Consider the following 20,165-nt stretch of genomic DNA (forward strand, 5'->3'; position numbering starts at 1 on the left):
AAACAAAAAGTATAGCACGACGCGGGCCGATAGCGTAGCGACAAACGCCCATGCGCAAGCGGTGAGAGAAGGAACGAAGCATCCGCCGCCCGCTCCGAAGCGGCCCTGGCCCGCAAACCCGTTTTTGCCGAACGTCTCTTGACCACCTGGGTGGAGCATCGGGAGGTTAGCGGTGGATTTGTCAAGCTTGCCGTTAAAATATAGCTTGCTAAAGCTAGAAAATTAGCTTTGAAATATATACTCGTTGTGTTCGAGCGCAACCTCACGCACCGTAAACTTAGCATAGCAATTGTTTGTAGAAGAAGATGATGGTTCTGGCCTTATGTTGTCGGCCGGCACAACCTATGCATGTCATCTTGATCGCTGATGAACCATCATCGCTGAAAGGAAACAGAACTATGTTACGAAAAACAATCAGCATTTCAACCCTCGCCGGCGCGGTTGCAGTCGCTGCCGCCGCGGTGCGCCCAGCCGAACGAGACCGATAAGTTCGGAATTGAGACGAGTCAGATGCGACGTAACCGGTCCTTCTCGCGGTGAATACCGCCAGTGCCGTTCCGTGCCGTGTGTTCGAGCAGATGATTAAGATGACTTCGATGTGGACAAGTTTTCATAATGGCACCATTGGCTACATTCGCGGATGGTTCCGCCTTCGCGCCGAGCGAAAAGCTATGTGGATGATAACGGACGGGTTGAGCCGGTCACCGGATGACATTCTTAACGACATTGGTATCTCACGCGACGAAATCACGTGCGCTTTGTCAAAGCCTCCCAATCCGAGTTCCGGGTCGGGGCGGAATGCGGCCGGCCCATGATTTGTCCAGCCCACAGTATCTGCCATGTCGCATGCCAAGGTCTCATTGTCCCCGCGGCGGCGAGTCGAACTGATTCCGAGTGATCACGGCGCTGGCCGATCGTTACCTGCTCGCAGATCGTGATTCAGTGGCTCGTCGCTCCACGACTGCGCAACAATGACAGCATTCTCCCCCTGTGCGGACGTTGAAGCGCGATGTCAGGAAGGTCGTTAACGGGTCAGTTCACGTCGATGCATGGGGGGCGCCTGAATGTCCGCTTCTGACATTCCAGGCCTCGAAGCCGCAAGTCCGCTCCCGGCCCCATCGTGTTCTCACCGAGCCACTGGCGCTGGTAGCGAGCCGCGAATGAAGGTATAGTTCAGGTATTGGATTACGGGTGGGCGGTAACCTGGACAATGGCGGGATTGGGTGAACAGATTGCGCGTGAGCAACGCACCATGGGACCGCTCCTGGTTGCGGCAGTGGTCGTCGGCCTTATAGGTCTGCCCGTCGCAGCCTGGCTCGACCTCCGAGATCTGTCGGAACGCATGCTGCGCACGCAAGCCAGCGAAATCAGCCGGATCATCGACGACATGCGCGGATTCTACGGCAGCGACGTCGTGGGACGGGTCCTGAAAGCAGACGGCGCCGTGACCGCGACGCACAATTACAGGGACGTGCCAGGTGCGATCCCTATCCCAGCAACCCTCTCAATCGAACTCGGCAAGCGCATCAGCGCTCACGACGGGTCCGTCAAATATCGCTTCGTCTCGGACCTACCTTTCAAAGGCCGCGAGCCCCACCGGCTAGACACATTCGAGCGCAACGCAATCTCTGCCTTTCGCGCCAATCCAAGTGAGCCCATCATCGAAGCCTCGGGTTCGTTGCTTGACCGGCACGTTCGCGCGGCGGCTCCCGTAGTAATGGGACAAGTCTGCGTCAACTGCCATAACTCGCACCCGGACAGCCCCAAGACAGACTGGAAGGTAGGGGATGTCCGAGGTATCCAGGAGATATCGGTCGCCCAGCCGATCGGGGCCAACGTCCTCTCTTTCAAGTATCTGCTTCTGTATTTCGGCTTCGCAGCTGCGGCGGGTCTGACGTTCATTTTCCTGCAGCGTCGGCAGTCCGCCTTGGTTCACGGCATGAACACGGAACTCGCAGAGGCAAACGACTTTCTGGCCGCAATTTCATTGAAGATCGCCAAATATCTCTCGCCTCAAATTTATAAAAGCATCTTCAGCGGCCAAAAGGATGTGATTATCGCGACCGAGCGCAAGAAGCTCACAATCTTTTTCTCAGATATCAAGGATTTCACCGCGATCGCGGAACGGCTCCAGCCTGAGGACCTGACGGTACTCCTCAACGAGTACTTCACCGAGATGTCAATGATCGCGCTCAAGCACGAGGCTACTGTCGACAAGTTCATCGGCGACGCACTTCTTGTGTTCTTCGGAGACCCCGAGACAAAGGGTGTCGAGGAGGACGCGAGGGCTTGCTTGCGCATGGCTGTCGACATGCAGCGCCGGCTAGAGCAGCTGAACAGGTTGTGGCGTGATCGAGGAATTGAGCAGCCGTTCCGAGCTCGCATGGGCATCAACACGGGCTATTGCAATGTCGGCAACTTCGGCTCCGATGATCGCATGGACTACACGATAATCGGGGCCGAAGCGAACTTGGCGGCCCGCCTGCAATCGATTGCCGAACCTGGCGGCATCTGCCTTAGCTATGAGACCTATGCGCTCGTGCGCGACCTTGTCCGAGCGCGTCCGTTGGCGCCGATCGCCATGAAGGGGATCAGTCGGGAGGTTGTCCCCTATGAAGTCGAGGGCCTCCTTGGTGAACTGGCACAGCGCCCTCAGGTCATCAGCGAGCACGCGACTGGCCTCGACCTGTTCGTCGATGTCGAAGCGATCGACGAGAACGGGGTCGAACGGGCAAAGAAACGTCTCTCGGAGGCGCTCCTGGCCTTAACCGCCCGAAGCAAGCCCGCTACTTTTTAGCAGGGTCCTTGAACGTCCGGTTTGCCCGACCTGAGCCGTTTCGGAAACGCACCCTCGACCCGAAGCAGACTCCCGTAGTGGAGCCATGGATGACCGCTTCGCGCCTAATGTCGGCCGTTGAGGTGATCTCTACTGTTGCCCAATAGCAGACGTTGCCGGAGGCTATCCTGGAAATCGTGCTTGCGGATATTCCGGCCGTTCAGCTTCAGTCGACGGCCAAAGGAGGCTTGCGCGCGGCCATACAGCCGCGCGCTTTAGTTGTCGGAGGTCCGACTGATCAGATCGCCTGACCACCCGAAACCTCGATCCGCTGTGCCGTAACCCAACGGTTATCCTCGCCCAGAAGGCTTGCCACCATAGGGCCGATGTCGTCGGGCAGCCCTACGCGGCCAAGCGCGGTCATCCCTGCGAATTGCGCGTTGACTTCGGCATTGTCGCGCACCAGCCCGCCACCGAAATCAGTCTCGATCGCTCCGGGCGCGACCGTGTTCACTGTGATCCCGCGTGCACCCAACTCTTTCGCCATATAGACGGTCAAGATTTCGACCGCCCCCTTGGCGGCCGCATAGGCCGAGAAGCCCGGATAGGACACGCGGGTCAGGCCCGAAGAAAAGTTCACGGTCCGCCCGCCATCTGCGATGAGCGGCAGAAGCGCCTGCACGAGGAAGAAGATGCCCTTCACATGGACGTCGAACAGACCGTCGAACTGCGCCTCGGTCGTATCGCCGATCATGGCGAATTCGCCGTGGCCGGCATTGTTGATCAGGTAATCGAAGCTGTCGCGGCCCCAGGTCTCTTTCAGCGCCGCGCGCAGGGTCTCGGCAAAGGCCTCGAAGCTGGCGACCACGCCGAGATCGAGCTGCAGAGCAACCGCCTTACGGCCCAGGGCTTCGATCTCGGCCACAACCTCGCTGGCCTGAGATGCGTTGCCGCGATAGGTGACGATCACGTCGCGACCATGCCGCGCGATGCTGACAGCGATGTTGCGGCCGAGGCCGCGGTTGGCGCCGGTGACGAGTGCGATCTTGGTCATGCGGGAAGTCCTTTCATCCGAAGTGATGGGAACAACATGCGGCAAGAGCGTCTCCAGTTGTTGCCGATTCCTCGCGTAGTCTTGCCTGTTCCTGCAAATCTGGATCGGCCTGCCACACAGGATTTGCCAGAGTGTTCTGATTTCTTGCCTGATCCTTCTTCAGGTCTTGCCTGAAGCGCCACCACCCTTCATCTTGCTCATATGAGCCGAACGCTTCTCGACCTCGTGCGCAGCTTTGCCGACACTCATGCCGACCGTTTCGGGGCAGCATCGACGCCTATTCCCGGCCTGACCGCGATCCGCGCCACGCAGCCCGGCGAATTGCAGGTGGCTGTCAATCGGCCGCTGGTGGCCATGCTGTTACAAGGTGCCAAGCGGGTCACGATAGGGGCCGAGACATTGGAATTCGGTCCGGGCGACTCGCTGCTGATCTCGGCCGATGTGCCCACGGTCAGCCAGATCACGCAGGCAACCCTCGGCGCGCCCTACTATTCGCTGGTGCTGGAACTCGACCCCGTCCTTATGCGGGAACTCGCGGTGGAGATAGCGGCGGTACCGGGCGATCCGCGCAAGCCTGTCCGAGTGGAGCCGACCGACGCAGATGTCGCCGATGTGGCGCTGCGTCTGATGCGGCTTCTGGACCGTCCCTTTGCCCTCCCGGTCCTACAAGGGCCGTTGCTGCGCGAGATTCATTTCTGGCTTCTGGCGGGACGGCACGGATCGGCCCTCCGCAGCCTCGGCGGGGCCGATGGCCATGCACAACGCATCGCCCGTGCGGTCGCCATGATCCGCGAAAGCTATGCACGGCCGATCCGCATCGAGGAACTGGCCGAGGCCGCGGGGATGAGCACCTCGTCCTTCCACCAGCATTTCCGCCAGACCACCACGCTGTCTCCCTTGCAATTTCAGAAGCAGTTGCGCCTGATCGAGGCTCGGCGCCAGATGCTGGCCGATGGCACGAGCGTGCGTTCGGCGGCATACGCGGTGGGCTATGAGAGCGTGCCTCAGTTCACCCGCGAATATGGCCGTCTGTTCGGCAAACCACCGGCCCGCGACATACGGCGGGCACAGATGGCTGCGTAGTCTGACTCTGCTTCAGAAGAAAGCGAGCGTCCGCTGTGGGTCACATCCAGACCACCCTTTGAGCGCTGCGTACGTCCGCTTCTGCACCTCGATGGCCGAAAACTGACAGTCCGCAGTCGCCCCGCTGCCGACTAGTCCCCTTTCGCTTCCCTTCCGGCCAATGGTGCGCCGAAGGAGAAGCAGGATGGACATTTCCAGCACGATCCTGCGATGCCGGAGCGCAAAGCTTGGAATGCTAGCCGGAATGTCGCTCGCGCGATCGAGCGCTCTTTTTCGTCATCCAACGCATCTCTTCGCAACGAACCTCAGGTTCAGGTCCCACAAAAGGTCTTATAGACGCGGCCATCGCGCGGTGGTGGCTCGGCATAGCTCGCGAAGCCTGGCTGGACTTCGTATGGCTTGCCGAGCACGGTCAGAAGGTCCTCGAACGGTCCGAACTCCTGTTTCTCCACGGCGGCCTCGATGACCGCCTCAACGCGGTGGTTGCGCGGGATAACGGCCGGATTTACGCGCTGCATGGAAGCTCGGCGCACTGAACCTTCCTGCGGCTCTTGCCCGAGCCGTTTGCGCCAGCGCTTGGCCCAGTCGTCATATGGGGCAGGGTCTTCGAAGAGGCTGCGCACCGCGACGTCGCTTTCGGGTCCAATAGCGGCCTCGCTCAGGCGTCGGAAAGTCAGGGTGAAGTCCGCCTTGCCAGCGACCATCCGATCGAGAAGATCATGCGTCAGCGCAAGATCGCCCTCCCGCTCCGACAAAAGTCCCAACTTGCGACGCAAGCCACTATTATACGCGTCGCTGAACCGTGCTGCGAAGGCAGAAAGCGCCTCTTGGGCCTGCTCCACGGATTTGTCCTGATCCTCAGCCAGGAGGGGCAGCAGACACTCCGCCAGCCGCGTCAGGTTCCACTGGGCGATCGCAGGCTGATTGGCATAAGCGTAGCGACCTAACTGGTCGATCGAGCTGAATACGGTGTTGGGATTGTAGATGTCCAGAAAAGCGCAGGGGCCATAGTCAATCGTCTCGCCGGCGATAGACATGTTGTCGGTGTTCATAACCCCGTGAATGAAGCCGACGAGGAGCCACTGCGCTACGAGGTTCGCTTGGCGCGCAATCACACTCTCCAGCAGTGCCAGGTAGGGGCGAGCAGCGCCCGCGGCATCCGGGTAGTGCCGGGCGATCGCGTGATCAGCGAGAGCCCTCACCGCACCCACGTCCCCGCGCGCCGCGAAGAATTCGAAGGTTCCGATCCGCATGTGGCTGGATGCGACCCGTGTCAGCACTGCGCCTGGCAGGTAGGTTTCTCGTATAACCTCATCACCCGTCATAACCGCAGCAAGCGCCCGAGTGGTCGGAATGCCAAGAGCCGCCATGGCCTCGCTGACAATGTACTCGCGCAGAACGGGGCCAAGCGCCGCCCGCCCGTCGCCGCCGCGGGAAAACGGTGTTCGGCCGGAGCCCTTTAGCTGGATATCCCGGCGCACTCCTTCCTGATCGACGATCTCGCCTAGCAGGATTGCCCTTCCGTCGCCGAGCTGCGGCACGAACTGACCGAACTGGTGTCCGGCATAGGCGGTAGCGATCGGCTCGGCACCTTCGGGAATCCGTTTGCCGGCAAGAATCTCAACACCCGCCTGCGTGGCGAGTTCTACCGGGTTGAGCCCGAGCTGGACGGCCAGCTCCTGGTTAAGCTTGAGGAGGTGCGGTGCGGAGACCGGGGTCGGGGAAACACGCGCATAAAACGAGCTCGGCAGCCGAGCATAGCTGTTGTCAAATGCAAAGCGTACCGTCATTCACACTCCTCAAACATCAACGGCAGTAGCGAGACGCTTCGTCGGTCGCAAAGATTGTTATCAATGACAATAGTTCCATCAGACTGCCGGTCCGTATACTGATGTGGCGATGCTCGAACTTCATTTCCAGCTACGTGCCAGAAATGGATGTATCGGTGCCTTCGGGCAAGTAGCCTCTTCGAGCGGAACGGCTACGACGCTTCTCGCACCAGCGAACGTCTGGTCTTCGCGAATCGGTAGCCTTAAGCCGCCTGACTGCTAACGGCCCCGCTCCAGTCCTCAACGCGCCACACAGCGGTCGTGCTGTTCCTTCGAAGCAGTGGCTGCAGAAGGTTCAATACCGGACCTCGCCCGGTCAGGCGCTCATACGAGGCCGGCTTTGCGAAGGCCATCCACGATTAGCTCGAAATCGTTGGGATCCTTATAGGGCAACACTTTGCGGCGATGTTCCAGAGAATATTGGGGGTTGACGCGAAACACTTCCTGCCACTCGCGACGGGCTTCTTCGAACCGACCCAGATGGCCGTAGCTCGCCGCCAGGAGCACGCGTGAGACGTCGGTGGAAGGGTTACGAACAAGTCGCCGCCGCAGGATCCCAATTGCCTCTTCGTACCTGCGCAACTGGAACATCGCTTGCGCCTGGAAGTGAAGGTACACGTCCGGATAATACGGGTTCAAGGCCATTGCCTTGTCGAAACACCGGAGTGCGTCTTCAGGCTTGCCGGAATAATACAGTGCATAACCGAAATTTTCGTGCCCCTCGGCAAGATTTGGCGCAAGAGCGATCAAGCGTTTCGCCGAGCGGATGGCCGCCTCATGCCGTCGCGAATACAACTCGACGATGCCCAGCGCCCAATGTGCGTAAGGATATCGATCGTCGAGCGCCACTGCCCGTGCCGCGAACATTTCCGCTTGTGCCATTGCGTTCGACCACGACGAGCTCCACTGGTTTGCGTAGTCCAGTATGTTTGCGAACGCGAGGAACGCGTAGGCGGGAGCGAATTTCGGGTCGAATTCGACGGCGCGCTGCAACAGCTCCCGGCCCTTGATGTTTTCCGCTTTCGTGAACCGCCATAGCTGCTCTCGGCCATGAAGAAAGCAGTCATACGCGTCCAGGTTGCCGGTTTGCTCGGTCGCGAGCCGCTGCTGGTCGCCCTTTGTCAGGTTGAGCGCCAGCGCGTCGACAATTTGCTGCGTAACGTCGTCCTGTACGGCAAAGATATCGGTCAGGTTGCGATCGAAGCGCTCCGCCCACAGATGTCCGCCTGTGGTCGCGTCAATAAGCTGCGCGGTGATACGTACCCTGTTGCCGGATTTGCGAACGCTGCCCTCCAGCACGTAATGCACGCCGAGGTTCCGGCCGACCTCCTGAACGTTCACGTTCCTGCCCTTGAAAGTGAAGGACGAATTGCGAGCGATCACAAACAGCTGCGACAGCTTTGAGAGAGCTGTAATGATGTCTTCGGAGATTCCGTCGGCGAAATATTCCTGCTCGGCATCACCGCTCATGTTGGCGAAGGGCAGCACGGCGATCGATAACTGAGGCGGTGCCGCTGTGGAAAGCAGAGCTTCCGAAAGTTCGTGGGTCACAGGCGCCTTTGCGTGAGCCGCGGTGCCGACTCGGAGTGAATAAACCCGGATCGGTTCGGCAATATTCTTGAGCTGGGTGTCGCCGAGATCACTGACCGAAACGTCTAGTCTCGTCTTGACTTGCCGATAGGCGTCTTCGGACAGGCAGATGGTGCCCGGGGCCGCGACACCCTCCAGACGCGAGGCGATGTTGACGCCGTCGCCCATCAGGTCGCCGTCGCTTTCTTCGACCACGTCGCCCAAATGTATCCCAATCCGAAATTCGATGCGGCGGTCCTCGGGCACGCCGGCGTTGCGCTCGACCATGCCATTCTGCACTTCTATGGCGCAGCGCACGGCGTCTACCACACTGCGGAATTCAACCAACGCACCATCGCCTGTGCGCTTGACCATACGACCGTTGTACACGGCGATGGTCGGGTCGATCAGGTCGCTTCGAAGTGCCCGCAACCGGGCCAACGTACGATCTTCATCCGTGCTCGCCAGCCGGCTGTACCCGACCACATCAGCGGCAAGGATCGCGGCTAGCTTGCGGCTCTCGCTCACGGGCCAATCTCCTCGTATCCACAATAACACGAAGAGGCAGGGAAACATGAAAGTTCGCTGTCCCCAGAGCGGTATCCTCCACTCGCTAGAATTCTACACCCTACGCCGAAGTAAGGGGTCATCCGGCGCGGCTGCCTGGCAAGGCACGGCCATCAACGCCCCCTCAATGCCTCTTGAAATACTGCACCTCGCGTTCGTGCTTCTGCGCAGCCTCGCGGCTGTCAAACGTCCCGAGATTGCGGCGCCTGCCGGTCTTTTCGTCCTTCTTGCGCGAATAGAGGCGGTATTTTCCGTCTTTGAGTTTTCTGATCATCTGTCACTCCCCGAGCCGCTGCTTCCCCTTGAGGTTGCGCGCGGCTTGTTCGATCGCCGCCCGGTCGTTGCCCAGCCTGTCGATCAGTTCCTGCGCCTGTTCGCCCGATATGCCGGTGCGCACCGCCAGGGCCTCCACCGTCAAGACGTCGGAGTTCGCGACCTCGCGGGTTTCCGGCAGGGCATCGCCTGCCGTCAGCGGCAGGGCTGCCTCCCTGTCGATCTCGGCCTCGGCCCGGTGCCAGTGCCGCTCGGGATCGCCGTGGATCCCGCCTTCGCGTTCCCAGATCTGGTATGCGCGCTCACGAATCTTGTCTTCCCGGTCGTCGCTCATGCTGATTCCTCCTGTGGGTATTCGGATGAACGCCGCGCCAACACGAACGATCCAAGAAATCTGCGTGATCGGCGGTCGCACAGGCGCCATGCACTGCGGCCGCCAGTTCGCCGCTCTGCACCCACCTACTCGCACTGCCGGCGCGGGCCGCCGGAATAGGGCTGGTAGGTGTTGTCTTCCGGCCGGTAGGAGCGGTAGCGGCTGAAGCAATATTCCACGTGGTCGGGCGGAAGCCAGGCGCCGCCGCTTTCATCCGACGCAACGTCGTCATCCATTGGCGACATGTCGGTCGCCTCGACATAGCTGGCGCCATCGTCGGGAGCGGCGCGGTCGGCCGCACCGGCATCGAGATAGGGCGAGATGCAGGGACGCTGCTCGCCGCTGTAGGATGTGTAGTGGTCGTCGCTTGGTCTGTAGGAGCGGTAGCGGCTGGCGCACCATTCCACATGGGCGGCGGGCATCGCCTGCTGCTCGTCCGTTGCCGGCGTTGTCGGCTTGATGGAGGCGGTAGCGGTGGTGTCGGGCGACGAAGATGCGGCATCGGCAGGTTTCGCGGCGCGATCAACTGGGGCCTCATCAACTGGGGCCTCATCAAATGGGGCCTCTGCTACCTCTGGGACCGCTGGGACCGCTGGGACCTCTGGGACCGCTGGGACCGCTGGGACCTCTGGGACCGCTGGGACCGCTGCGACCTCTGGGACCGCTGCGACCGCTGGGACCGAGCGGGCGGGAAGGCGCTCAAAATGCTGCGAAGCGGGGTTCACCTTCCGCGGCTCCCTCGGCCACAGTTCGGCAACGCTAGAAGTCGGAGCGACCGGCTGCACCGGTTCGGCGGAGAGAATCCACAGGGCGAAGGCCAATCCGCTGGCGAAAACCGCCAGCGTCAGCACGAAGCCGCCAAGTACCGCCGATAAAGCTTTCACCTTGCGCTCCTTTGCCCCCGTCATCTGTTAAAATGCGAGGCATTGGATCCGGTTCCAACCAAGCGCGGCGTGCCAGGCAACTCGGACAGGCGCGGCTCGTGTGCGGGGGCGCAGTCGACCCGGGGCGGACACGGTTTTGTGGTGAATGTTGCGGATGTCGCCGAGGCTGGCTCCTCTCGCAGAACCTGGGTTCCTCGCCCCCACGAACGTGCGGGAGAGGTGGCTCGGCGAAGCCGAGACGGAGAGGGGGAATTTGCGCAGGCTTGCGCCATAAGGCCTTCATCCAGGGAGGGGTTTCCGTGTTTCGAAAGGCCCCCTCTCCGGCCGCGGAGCCTGTCCTCGGGCTTGCCAAAGGCAAGACCCGTGGGCGGCCACCTCTCCCCCGCTTGCGGGGCGAGGAACCCAGCTTTCAAGGATCGCCGACGAGCTCCGTATAGGTCCTCAGCTCGCCATCCTGCCCGCGAATCCGCCACTTGTCGCCGTCCTGCGCCTCGACATGGCACGGGCCGAGCGGCACTTTGCCGCCCCCGTCGGGCAGGTCCAGCACGTAGACGGGGTTGCAGATGCCCGACAGGCGCGCCCGCAAGGCGCTGACCAGCGCCCGTCCCTCGGCAATCGTGGTGCGCCGGTGCGCCATGCCGCGCGCGAGGTCGCCGTGGTGCAGGTAATAGGGTTTTATGCCGAGGCGGTACATCAGCTCGCGGCACAGTTCCTCCAGCACCTCGACTGTGTCGTTGACGCCTTTCAGCAGGACGCTCTGGTTGAGCAGCACGAAGCCGCCTTGCCGCAACGCGCGGCAGGCTTCTTCGGTGGCCGGGGTGATCTCCCGCGCGTGGTTGAAATGGGTGACGACTGTGACCATCAGCCGGCCCTGCAGCGAGCGAACCAGCCCTGACGTGACGCGCGAGGGCAGCGCTACGGGCACGCGTGTGTGGATGCGCAACAGCCGCACATGAGCAACCGCCTCGATGCGGGCGCGGATTTCTGCCAGCACCTTGTCCGGCAGCGACAGCGGATCGCCGCCGGTCAGGATCACCTCGCGGATTTCGGGGTGGGCCTCGATATAGGCGAAGGCCGGCTCCAGCGCCTCGCGCGAAAAACCGCGGCCGATCGAGGTCAGCGACTCCTTGCGAAAGCAGAACCGGCAATAGACCGCGCACTGATAGGTCGGGAACAAGAGAACCCGGTCGGCATGGCGATGCGTCAATCGCGGCACCGGGCTGAAGGCGTGGTCGGCGATTGGATCGTCGAGCTCGCCTTCCTGCTCAGCCAGTTCTTCGGGCGACGGGATGACCTGCGCCCGGATCGGATCGGCGGGGTCGCTCCAGTCGATCAGGTCGAGATAGGCTTTTGGGATGCGAACCTTGTGGCGCGTGGCCGCGGCTTGAGCCGCCGCGCGCTCGGCTGGCGACAGCGGCAGGGAGTCGAGATCGCGCACCTGCCGCACGCCGGCGCGAACATCGCCCTGCCACGTGTTGTCGTCGTCGGCCGCCATGCCGGCGTCGGGGGTGTCGAGGTGTGAGGTCATCAAAAGCTCCTTGAATTCGGGCTGGATACAGCATTGGAGCCGAGGTGCGAACCCTTGCCGGGTGCACTCGCGAACGCGCGCGGCGCCGAAGCTGCCAATCTCCCCCCTCGTGGGGGAGATGCCCGGCAGGGCAGAGGGGGGCGCGAAGGATCGCCAACATTGTTCGTTCTGAACGCGCAAAGGACGTTCTAAGCGAATGCGCGTGAGAGCGGATCGGTGAGAGAAGTCGGCGGGACAGCGCCCCCCTCTGTCCTGCCGGACATCTCCCCCACAAGGGGGGAGATTGGCAGCTTCAGCGCCCGCCTGGTTTCTCAGCACGCCCATCCGGCTTCATGATGATCTCGCGATGCGGATATGGGATGTCTATGCCGTTTTCCCTAAAAGTGTCCCACAGCGCCAGCAGCACCCTGCCACGCACGTTGGTCAGGCCTTGCTGAGGGTCGTGGATCCAGAAGCGCAGGACGAAATTGAGCGAGGATTCGCCGAAGTCGGTGAGCCAGCAAACCGGCCGCCGGTCCGCTTCGACCCGGCCGACGCTCATGGCGGCCTTGATCGCCAGTTCACTGACCTTATGCGGGTCGGCGTCGTAAGAGACCCCGAAATTCACGTCGAGCCGCACGAGGTTGTCGCTGAACGACCAGTTGATGACCCTTTGGGTGATGAAGTCCTCGTTCGGGATCAGGTATTCGCGGCCGTCGCGCGTCACCACCGAGACAAACCGCGCCCGCAATTCGCGCACCCAGCCGAAAGTGCCTTCGAGCGAAATGGTGTCGCCCGGCTTGATCGACTTGTCGAGCAGGATGATCATGCCGGAGACGAAATTCGAAACCACCTTTTGCAGCCCGAAAGCCAGGCCGACGCCGACGGCGCCGGAAAATATCGTCAGGGCCGTCAGGTCGAGACCGACGGAAGACAGGGCGATGGCACCCGCCACCAGCACAAGGCCGACCTTTGCGACCTTGCCGACGAGGACGCGGATCGAGGGCGTCAGCTCTTCGGAGATGCGGACGCGCTCGTCGATATACTTGCCGACGACCACCGCAAGCCAAACCGTGGCGATCAGCAGCAGCGCCGCTTTCAGCACCATGAGCGCCGAAAGGCGCACCGCGCCCAAAGGTATTGCGAGGCCTTCCAGGAAAGTCGCGGCGTCGTCATCGATGCCCAGGATGACGAGGGCCGCATAGATCCAGGTCAGCCAGGCGAGAGCCCGCGCGACAAAGCGATTGCGGACGATGCGCGACAGCACCGACGCAAACAGCCACGCAAGCGATAGCGAGAGCGCGATATAGATGAAATGGGTCCGGCTCGGCCAGGTGACGGCGCGCATGAGAACGAGCGCGGCAAGCAGGAAGACCGTGAACAGGATCCAGTCGGTGCGCCGCAACAGGGCAACGACGACCCTCAACAGTCCGGGATGCCCCTTGATCTGGCGTGCTCGGTTCTCCACGAGCGGTTCGATGCGCTGCGCTGCGAGCTTCGCGACGAGGAAGAGCACGACGATGATGGCAGCCTGATAGAAGAACCACGGCGTGACGGCGTAGTCGAACCATCGGCTGGCCCAGGCCAGCGATTCATCGATGGCGTTGCGAAAATCCATTCCCACACGACCGTTATGGACTGGCGACCAGCACAATGTCGCCGGCCTGGTGCAGGGTCAAGCCGGCGCTCTGCGCTTCACCCCGCGCCCCCGGCGCCTCTTGGCCGGTGGGCTCAACATGTCAGGTATAGCCGCCGCCATAAGAGTGACGCACGCGGCCAGGCAGCGGCCGCCAGAAACAACAACTGACTGGAAACAACCGCTGGAAAATCGCCAACGCGCAACATTGAATCACTGTTACATTAGCTTGCTCTTAAATTAGATTTAGCGTATGTATGCAGGTGGCCGGTGATCTACCCCCCAACCGGTTAGGCTCGGCGCCAGTCCCGCCCCCCTCAGGCCAACGACGCCGGGCCGCTCGGCCCTTATTCTCTCTTTAAGTATCCCTGCTGTTCCTGTCGCGCAGTTGAGAAGTCGACCGATTGTCGGCCTCTTCGATATCGATCAAGGGGCGCCCCTCCTCAATAACCGGCGGTGAACACATCGACGACGTCCGCGATCCCCTCAGGTGTCGGCCTTCCCGTCGCCAGCCATGGTCGCTAATCTCGGCTCACGGAAAGGCTGGAGAAGCGGAATGGCGAACGACTTGTCGCCACGGCTTTTGGCGATCGTCGATGCGCTGCCTTTGCGGCAGGGCATGCGGGTGCTGGAGATCGGCTGCGGACCGGGTGCTGCGGCGCGCGAGATCGCGCGCCGGATTGGCGACGGCCACGTGCTGGCGATCGACCGCTCGGCCAAGGCCATCACGCAGGCCAGGGCCGCCTCGCGCGCCGAGATTGCAGCGGGCCGGCTGAGCCTGCGTCAGGTCGCCATCGAGGATTTCCAGTTGGAGGCGGACGAGAGGCATTTCGACATTGCCGTTGCGGTGCGCGTCGGCGCGTTGGACGGACGTCATCCCGAGGCAGGGAAAATCGCCCTGCAACGGCTCAAGGCGGCGTTGACGGCGCAAGGCCGACTGTTCATCGACGGCGGCGATCCGCTGCGCGAAATTGTGATACACGGCTGAGCAGCCCGTGCTTCCTTCCGGAATCGAGCGTTTGGGTCATGGTGAGCGGCAACGCCGGTCTGCGCCTCAGCTCCGCAGCCCAGGCGCCTCCTGCCCCGTTCGCTCGACATACTCGGTATAGCCGCCGCCGTAGGTATGAATCCCCTCGGGCGTCAGTTCCAGCACCCGGTTCGAAAGCGCCGCCAGAAAATGCCGATCATGCGAGACGAACAGCATGGTGCCCTCATATTGCGAAAGTGCCGTGATCAGCATTTCCTTGGTGGCGATGTCGAGGTGGTTGGTCGGCTCGTCCAGCACCAGCAGGTTGGGCGGGTCGAACAGCATCAGCGCCATCACCAGCCGCGCCTTCTCGCCGCCCGACAGCACCCGGCATTTCTTTTCGATCTCGTCGCCGGAAAAGCCGAAGCAGCCGGCCAGCGCGCGCAACGGCGCCTGGCCTGCCTGCGGAAAGGCATCCTCCAGCGTCTGGAACACGGTGCGTTCGCCCTCCAGCACTTCCATGGCGTGCTGGGCGAAATAGCCCATCTTGACGCTGGGCCCGCGCGCCACCGTGCCATTGTCCGGCGCGGAAGTGCCGGCGACCAGCTTCAGCAGCGTCGACTTGCCGGCGCCGTTGATGCCCATCACGCACCAGCGCTCGCGGCGGCGCACCTGGAAATCCAGCCCCTGATAGATCGAGCGGCTGCCATAGCCCTTGTGGACGTTCTTCAGCGTCACCACGTCCTCACCGCAGCGCGGCGCCGGCTGGAAGTCGAACGACACTTTCTGGCGGCGTTTTGGCGGCTCGACGCGGTCGATCTTCTCCAGCTTCTTCACCCGGCTCTGCACCTGGGCGGCGTGTGACGCCCGTGCCTTGAAGCGCTCGATGAAGGCGGTCTCCTTGGCCAGCATCGCCTGCTGGCGCTCGAACTGCGCCTGCTGCTGCCGGTCGGCGATAGCACGCTGCTGCTGGTAAAATTCATAGTTGCCGGAGTAAGCGGTCAGCGAGCCGCCATCGATCTCCACCACCTTGTCGACGATGCGGTTCATGAACTCGCGGTCGTGCGAGGTCATCAGCAGCGCGCCGTCATAATTCTTCAGGAACTGTTCCAGCCAGATCAGGCTTTCCAGATCGAGATGGTTGCTCGGCTCGTCGAGCAGCATGGCGTCGGGCCGCATCAGCAGGATCCTGGCCAGCGCCACGCGCATCTTCCAGCCGCCGGAAAGTTTTCCGACGTCGCCGTCCATCATCTCCTGGCTGAAGCCGAGGCCGTCCAGCACCTCACGGGCGCGGCCATCCAGCGCATAGCCGTCGAGTTCCTCGAAACGCGCCTGCAGGTCGCCGTAGCGGACGATGATGGCGTCCATCTCGTCGGCGCGATCGGGATCGCCCATGGCGGCTTCTAGTTCGCCCATCTCGGCCGCCACTTCGCTCACCGGCCCGGCGCCGTCCATCACTTCGGCAACCGCGCTGCGGCCCGCCATGTCGCCGACATCCTGGCTGAAATAGCCGATGGTGACGCCGCGATCGACGGAGACCTGGCCCTCGTCGGGCTGCTCCTCGCCGTTGATCATGCGAAACAGCGTCGTCTTGCCGGCGCCGTTGGGGCCGACCAGCCCGACCTTCTCGCCCTTCTGCAGGGAGGCGGAGGCCTCGATGAAGACGATCTGCCGGCCGTTCTGCTTGCTAATGCTTTCCAGTCGAATCATGCTTTTCACGCGCGCCCAAGGGATTTCCCCGCGCCAATACGCGATAGGCGGCGCCTGCGGAAGCCCGCAAATCACGGGAATAGGACGCCACATTCGAAGTTCGAACTGAATTGGCGGAACCTCAGATTGTGCCGGCAGTTTAGAAAGATGACCTCAAACAGCGAAGGAGGACGAGATGAAGACCCTAACCGCTATTTTGCTCGCCACCTCAATGATCGGGCTGACGGCCGGCACGGCAAGCGCTACCTGCCACGACACGACCGCATCGATCGAAGCTCAATCAGGCGTCGCAAAAGACGCAACGCGCGCGCCCCTCGAAACCGACGCGAATACCGGTAACAGGGTAAAGGGCGGCCCGGCCAACAAGACCGGCAACACCATGCCGCTTGCCAACCAGGAAGCCGGCGGCGATAAAAACCTTGCCACCTCGCAGCAGGATGTCGAGGCGCAGCAGGAGGGCGAGAAGACAGCAGCTGCAAAAGCCGACCCCTGCAAGCCGGATTGACGCGCATTGAAAATGCCGTTTGCAGACGGCGCGCCGTAGCACAAGGCGAAGCGCGACGGTCAGCCGATCCCGCCGGTCACCATGTAGGCGCCTGCGGCGCGTCCGTCTTCAAGACGCACGATAGCGGTGACGATCGAGCCGTACGAGCCACGCCAGACGCTGTGGATTCTCTCATGCTCGTTGGCCGGCACCACCGCGCGCCGGGTCAGGCGCGCCCCGGTCTGCTGCATGGTGACAGGCTCGCCGTTGACATGCACTTTCACATGGGTTTCGGTCCCGGCCTCGCCATCGATGTCGAGCATGATGGTTATCTCATCCTGATCACCGGCATGGCGCGTCTCGGCGGCAAGCGCGACGGTGAGCGGCGGCGCCTCGCCGGGCCGGCGGGCGGAAGGCCGGGCGAAAAAAACATCGTCGGGAAGTTCCGGCGTGCGCGGCGGGCGGCTGCGGCGCTGGCCAAAACGCTCGAAGTCGCCGGCCACCCGCAGCAGCCGGGTGTCGTCATAGGCCTTGCCGGCGAAGGTTAGGCCGACCGGCATGCCGATATCGGCCATCGCGCCCATCGGCACGGTGACGGTCGGAATACCGAGATGGCGCGGCACCAGATTGCCGTTGGCGACCCAGGTGCCGTTGCGCCAGGCCAGCACTGCGGAGGCCTCGTTGACATCCGCATCGGCCGGCCCGACATCGGCGACGGCGGGAAACACCACTGCGTCGAGCCGTTGCGCGTCGAGCCAATCCTCGAAATCGATGCGCCGCGTCGCCTCCAGGCCTTTCACGCCGGCCTGCAGCTCGGGAATGGCCAGGAATGGCGTGACGCCGCGCTTGGCCCGCTCGACATATTCCGCCACATCAAAACTGTCCTCATAACGGTCCGGCAGCGTGCCCGGCGGCTGCGGAAAGATTTTTGCGCCGTCGACCGACGCGAGATCGGGGATGGTAGGGTCGGCATTGGCGCGCAGGAAATCGTCCCAGGCGAAGACGCACAGGTCCCAGATCTCGCGCTCGGCGAATCCTTTGGGAATCAGCCCGCGATCGACCATGTTTTTTGTGCCCGGCCGGTCGCGCTCGTAGTTGGAGACGACAGGAAAATCGACCTCGACCACATCAGCGCCGAGCCGCCGCAGATCGGCCGCCGCCTGCTGCCACAGTTCCAGCACCGAGGCGCGGGTCTGGATCGCAATTTCGGCCTCCGTATCGCGGCCGATATACATGCGGGGCACGCCGAGCCGCATGCCTCGCAGCGCTCCCTCCAGCTCGAGGCCGGTGTAGCGTGGCGGCCGTACGTCCGAGCTCTTCGGCAGCGCCACCCAGGGCTGCGCGCGCCAGAAATCGCCGCTTGTGTCCGGGTCGTCGGCGACGATCACGTCGAGCAGTTCGAGCATGTCGGGCACGCTGCGCGTGTGGGGCACCACCACGTCCATCGTCGGCACCAGCGGCCAGTTGCCGCGTACCGAAATGACGCCGCGCGACGGCGTGTAGGCGACCAGCGCGTTGTTCGACGCCGGCGCGCGGCCCGACGACCATGTCTCCTCGCCAAGCCCGAAGGCGGCGAAGCTGGCGGCGGTCGCGGTGCCGGAACCATTCGACGAGCCCGACGCGAAGGCGGCGGTCAGGTAATCGGCATTGTAGGGGCTTTCCGCCCGGCCGTAGACGCCGCGCTGCATGCCGCCATTGGCCATCGGCGGCATGTTGGTCAGCCCGATCAGCACCGCGCCGCCGGCCCGCAGCCGCCCGATGGTAAAGGCGTCCTCGTTGGCGACGAGATGCTCGAAGGCCGGCGAGGCGGCGGCCACTGTGAGGCCTGATACCTTGTAGCTGTCCTTGGCGGTATAGGGGATGCCGTCCAGCGGCCCGAGCGCAGCACCTTTCCTGCGGCGCCAGTCGGACGCGGCCGCCTCCTCGAACATTTTGGGATTGAGCACCGGAACGGCGTTGAGGGCGATGCCATGGCGATCGTAATGCGCAATCCGGCGCAGGCAGGCGCTGACCAGTTCGACGCTGGTGACAGTGCCGGCCTCCAGCGCCTGCCGCAGCTGTGCGATCGACGCTTCGACGATGTGGAGACTGGTCACTTTGGGAAAGCCAAACGTCTGTTATCCGCAACAGTTTCAAATATGATCTTTACCTACAATGTCTTGGTGTCCAACAGACCTTCCTCCTTCATCATATCCAGATAAATCTGGACACCGGGATGGCGATGGGAAGAAGCCTTGAGCAACCATTTAGCGGCTTCTTTGTAATTCGGCTGTCCATCGATACCGCGATAATACAGCATCCCAAGACTGGCTTCGGCATCGACATTTCCCGTTTTCGCGGCAGCCAGCCACCAGAACTCAGCAGATTTGTGGTCTCTGGCGATGCCTTCACCATTGGCATAGGCGTATGCCACGAGGAGCTGGGCCTGGGTATCTCCCTGCTTTGCGGCCTTGAGCCACCACGAAACCGCGTCCGCCTTGCTTTGGCTAACACCGGCGCCTTTCGAATAGGCGCCCCCCAGGTTCAGTTGCGAACTGACGTCTCCCTGATTGGCCGCCTTGAGCCACCAGGACGCCGCGTCCGCATCGCTTTGGGGAACACCATTGCCGATTGAGTACGCATAGCCAAGCGCGGCTTGTGCCTGGGGGTTGGCCTGTTCGGACGCTTTACGCCACCAGACCGCAGCCAGACCATGATCATGTTGTACCCCCCAACCCTGTGAATAGGCTTGGCCAACAGCGAATTGAGCGTTGGGATATCCCTGATCGGCCGCCTTACTGAACCAGGAAAATGCCTGTGCTTCATCCTTGCCCACGCCTTTTCCCAACGCATATGCAGTTCCGACGGCATATTGCGCATCGGCGAGGTCGCTGGCCGCGGCTTTCATCCACCATTCGAACGCCTGGCGGTCGTCCTTCGCCACCGCTCGACCTTCTGAATAGAGAACGCCAAGGAAGTGTTGACCATTTGCGTGCCCATTGTCTGCAGCCTTCCGCGCCCACATTAAGGCCAACCGATCGTCCTTTCCGACACCTCTTCCATCATAATAAGCTTGGCTGAGGCCGGACGCACCATCTAGGTTTCCTGCCTCTGCGGACTGGCGCCACAAGTTCACTGCCAGTGCGTCATTCTGCGCAACGCCCTGGCCTGACCAATACATCAGGCCAATATTGTTCTGCGCAACGGGGTTGCCGGCGTCGGCCACTATCTTCCACTGGCGGAATGCCTCGGCGTAGTCCTTGGCGAGGAATGCCGCTTGCGCCTTCTGGATGGCCGACCACTGAGCGTAATAATTGCGAGCTGGCCAAAACAGCACGACAGCAGCCAACACAAGCAAGACGATGGGAAAGAGTCTTCGGCGATGTGGCACGGGCAAAACGGACACAGTTGTGTTCGCCTCAAGCGGCCAATCTTCACTGCTCATGTTCGCCAATCCATTTGTCGATAGCGGTA

General features: G+C 62.2%; 15 protein-coding genes. 4 read left to right on the forward strand and 11 right to left on the reverse strand.

Going from position 1 to position 20,165, the window contains the following annotated elements; all coding sequences use genetic code 11:
- Positions 1-1,210: 1,210 nt before the first annotated feature.
- Positions 1,211-2,797 carry an adenylate/guanylate cyclase domain-containing protein gene (locus AC0L2A_RS28470; RefSeq protein WP_473611612.1) on the forward strand — a complete coding sequence of 529 codons (1,587 nt, stop codon included), beginning with the start codon at positions 1,211-1,213 and terminating at the stop codon, positions 2,795-2,797.
- Positions 2,798-3,074: 277 nt separating this feature from the next.
- Here AC0L2A_RS28470 and AC0L2A_RS28475 read toward each other — a convergent pair whose 3' ends face one another.
- Entirely contained in the window at positions 3,075-3,830 is a 756-nt protein-coding gene (locus AC0L2A_RS28475; RefSeq protein ID WP_473611613.1) for an SDR family NAD(P)-dependent oxidoreductase, read from the reverse strand.
- Positions 3,831-4,031: 201 nt separating this feature from the next.
- Between AC0L2A_RS28475 and AC0L2A_RS28480 the strand changes: the two genes are divergently transcribed.
- On the forward strand, positions 4,032-4,913 hold the full coding sequence (locus AC0L2A_RS28480; protein WP_287222778.1) for an AraC family transcriptional regulator: 882 nt from the start codon (positions 4,032-4,034) through the stop codon (positions 4,911-4,913).
- A 311-nt stretch (positions 4,914-5,224) separates the two neighbouring features.
- On the opposite strand, the gene AC0L2A_RS28485 is transcribed toward AC0L2A_RS28480, so the two are convergent.
- The 7 genes from AC0L2A_RS28485 to AC0L2A_RS28515 all read right to left on the reverse strand — a co-directional run bounded on the left by AC0L2A_RS28485 (position 5,225) and on the right by AC0L2A_RS28515 (position 13,533).
- On the reverse strand, positions 5,225-6,703 hold the full coding sequence (locus tag AC0L2A_RS28485; protein WP_473611614.1) for a protein adenylyltransferase SelO: 1,479 nt from the start codon (positions 6,701-6,703) through the stop codon (positions 5,225-5,227).
- 363 nt (positions 6,704-7,066) lie between these two features.
- Positions 7,067-8,839: an adenylate/guanylate cyclase domain-containing protein gene (locus AC0L2A_RS28490; protein WP_473611616.1), complete on the reverse strand. Its 1,773-nt coding sequence runs from the start codon at positions 8,837-8,839 to the stop codon at positions 7,067-7,069.
- A 163-nt stretch (positions 8,840-9,002) separates the two neighbouring features.
- Complete coding sequence (locus AC0L2A_RS28495; protein ID WP_473611617.1) at positions 9,003-9,152, reverse strand: hypothetical protein; 150 nt, start codon at positions 9,150-9,152, stop codon at positions 9,003-9,005.
- A gap of 3 nt (positions 9,153-9,155) precedes the next feature.
- Entirely contained in the window at positions 9,156-9,485 is a 330-nt protein-coding gene (locus AC0L2A_RS28500) for a DUF2934 domain-containing protein (RefSeq protein WP_473510665.1), read from the reverse strand.
- A 125-nt stretch (positions 9,486-9,610) separates the two neighbouring features.
- Positions 9,611-9,946 carry a BA14K family protein gene (locus tag AC0L2A_RS28505; RefSeq protein ID WP_473611618.1) on the reverse strand — a complete coding sequence of 112 codons (336 nt, stop codon included), beginning with the start codon at positions 9,944-9,946 and terminating at the stop codon, positions 9,611-9,613.
- An 871-nt stretch (positions 9,947-10,817) separates the two neighbouring features.
- On the reverse strand, positions 10,818-11,936 hold the full coding sequence (locus AC0L2A_RS28510) for a KamA family radical SAM protein (RefSeq protein WP_473611620.1): 1,119 nt from the start codon (positions 11,934-11,936) through the stop codon (positions 10,818-10,820).
- 292 nt (positions 11,937-12,228) lie between these two features.
- On the reverse strand, positions 12,229-13,533 hold the full coding sequence (locus AC0L2A_RS28515; RefSeq protein ID WP_473611621.1) for a mechanosensitive ion channel family protein: 1,305 nt from the start codon (positions 13,531-13,533) through the stop codon (positions 12,229-12,231).
- A gap of 574 nt (positions 13,534-14,107) precedes the next feature.
- On the opposite strand from AC0L2A_RS28515, the gene AC0L2A_RS28520 reads away from it, so the two are divergent.
- Positions 14,108-14,539 carry an SAM-dependent methyltransferase gene (locus AC0L2A_RS28520; protein WP_473611622.1) on the forward strand — a complete coding sequence of 144 codons (432 nt, stop codon included), beginning with the start codon at positions 14,108-14,110 and terminating at the stop codon, positions 14,537-14,539.
- A 66-nt stretch (positions 14,540-14,605) separates the two neighbouring features.
- Here the strand turns inward: AC0L2A_RS28520 and AC0L2A_RS28525 are convergent, their stop codons facing one another.
- On the reverse strand, positions 14,606-16,228 hold the full coding sequence (locus AC0L2A_RS28525) for an ABC-F family ATP-binding cassette domain-containing protein (protein WP_473611634.1): 1,623 nt from the start codon (positions 16,226-16,228) through the stop codon (positions 14,606-14,608).
- Between the two features lie 175 nt (positions 16,229-16,403).
- On the opposite strand from AC0L2A_RS28525, the gene AC0L2A_RS28530 reads away from it, so the two are divergent.
- A complete protein-coding gene (locus AC0L2A_RS28530; protein ID WP_023799016.1) occupies positions 16,404-16,733 on the forward strand; it encodes a hypothetical protein in 330 nt (109 codons plus the stop codon).
- Between the two features lie 59 nt (positions 16,734-16,792).
- Here the strand turns inward: AC0L2A_RS28530 and AC0L2A_RS28535 are convergent, their stop codons facing one another.
- Together AC0L2A_RS28535 and AC0L2A_RS28540 are read right to left on the reverse strand one after the other, a co-directional pair.
- Positions 16,793-18,808, reverse strand: a complete 2,016-nt coding sequence (locus tag AC0L2A_RS28535; protein ID WP_473611624.1) for an amidase — start codon at positions 18,806-18,808, stop codon at positions 16,793-16,795.
- Between the two features lie 53 nt (positions 18,809-18,861).
- Positions 18,862-20,136 (reverse strand): tetratricopeptide repeat protein, encoded by a 1,275-nt coding sequence (locus AC0L2A_RS28540; protein WP_473611625.1) that lies wholly within the window; start codon positions 20,134-20,136, stop codon positions 18,862-18,864.
- Between the last annotated feature and the right edge of the window lie 29 nt (positions 20,137-20,165).

The organism is Mesorhizobium sp. WSM4844 (genome assembly GCF_055811775.1).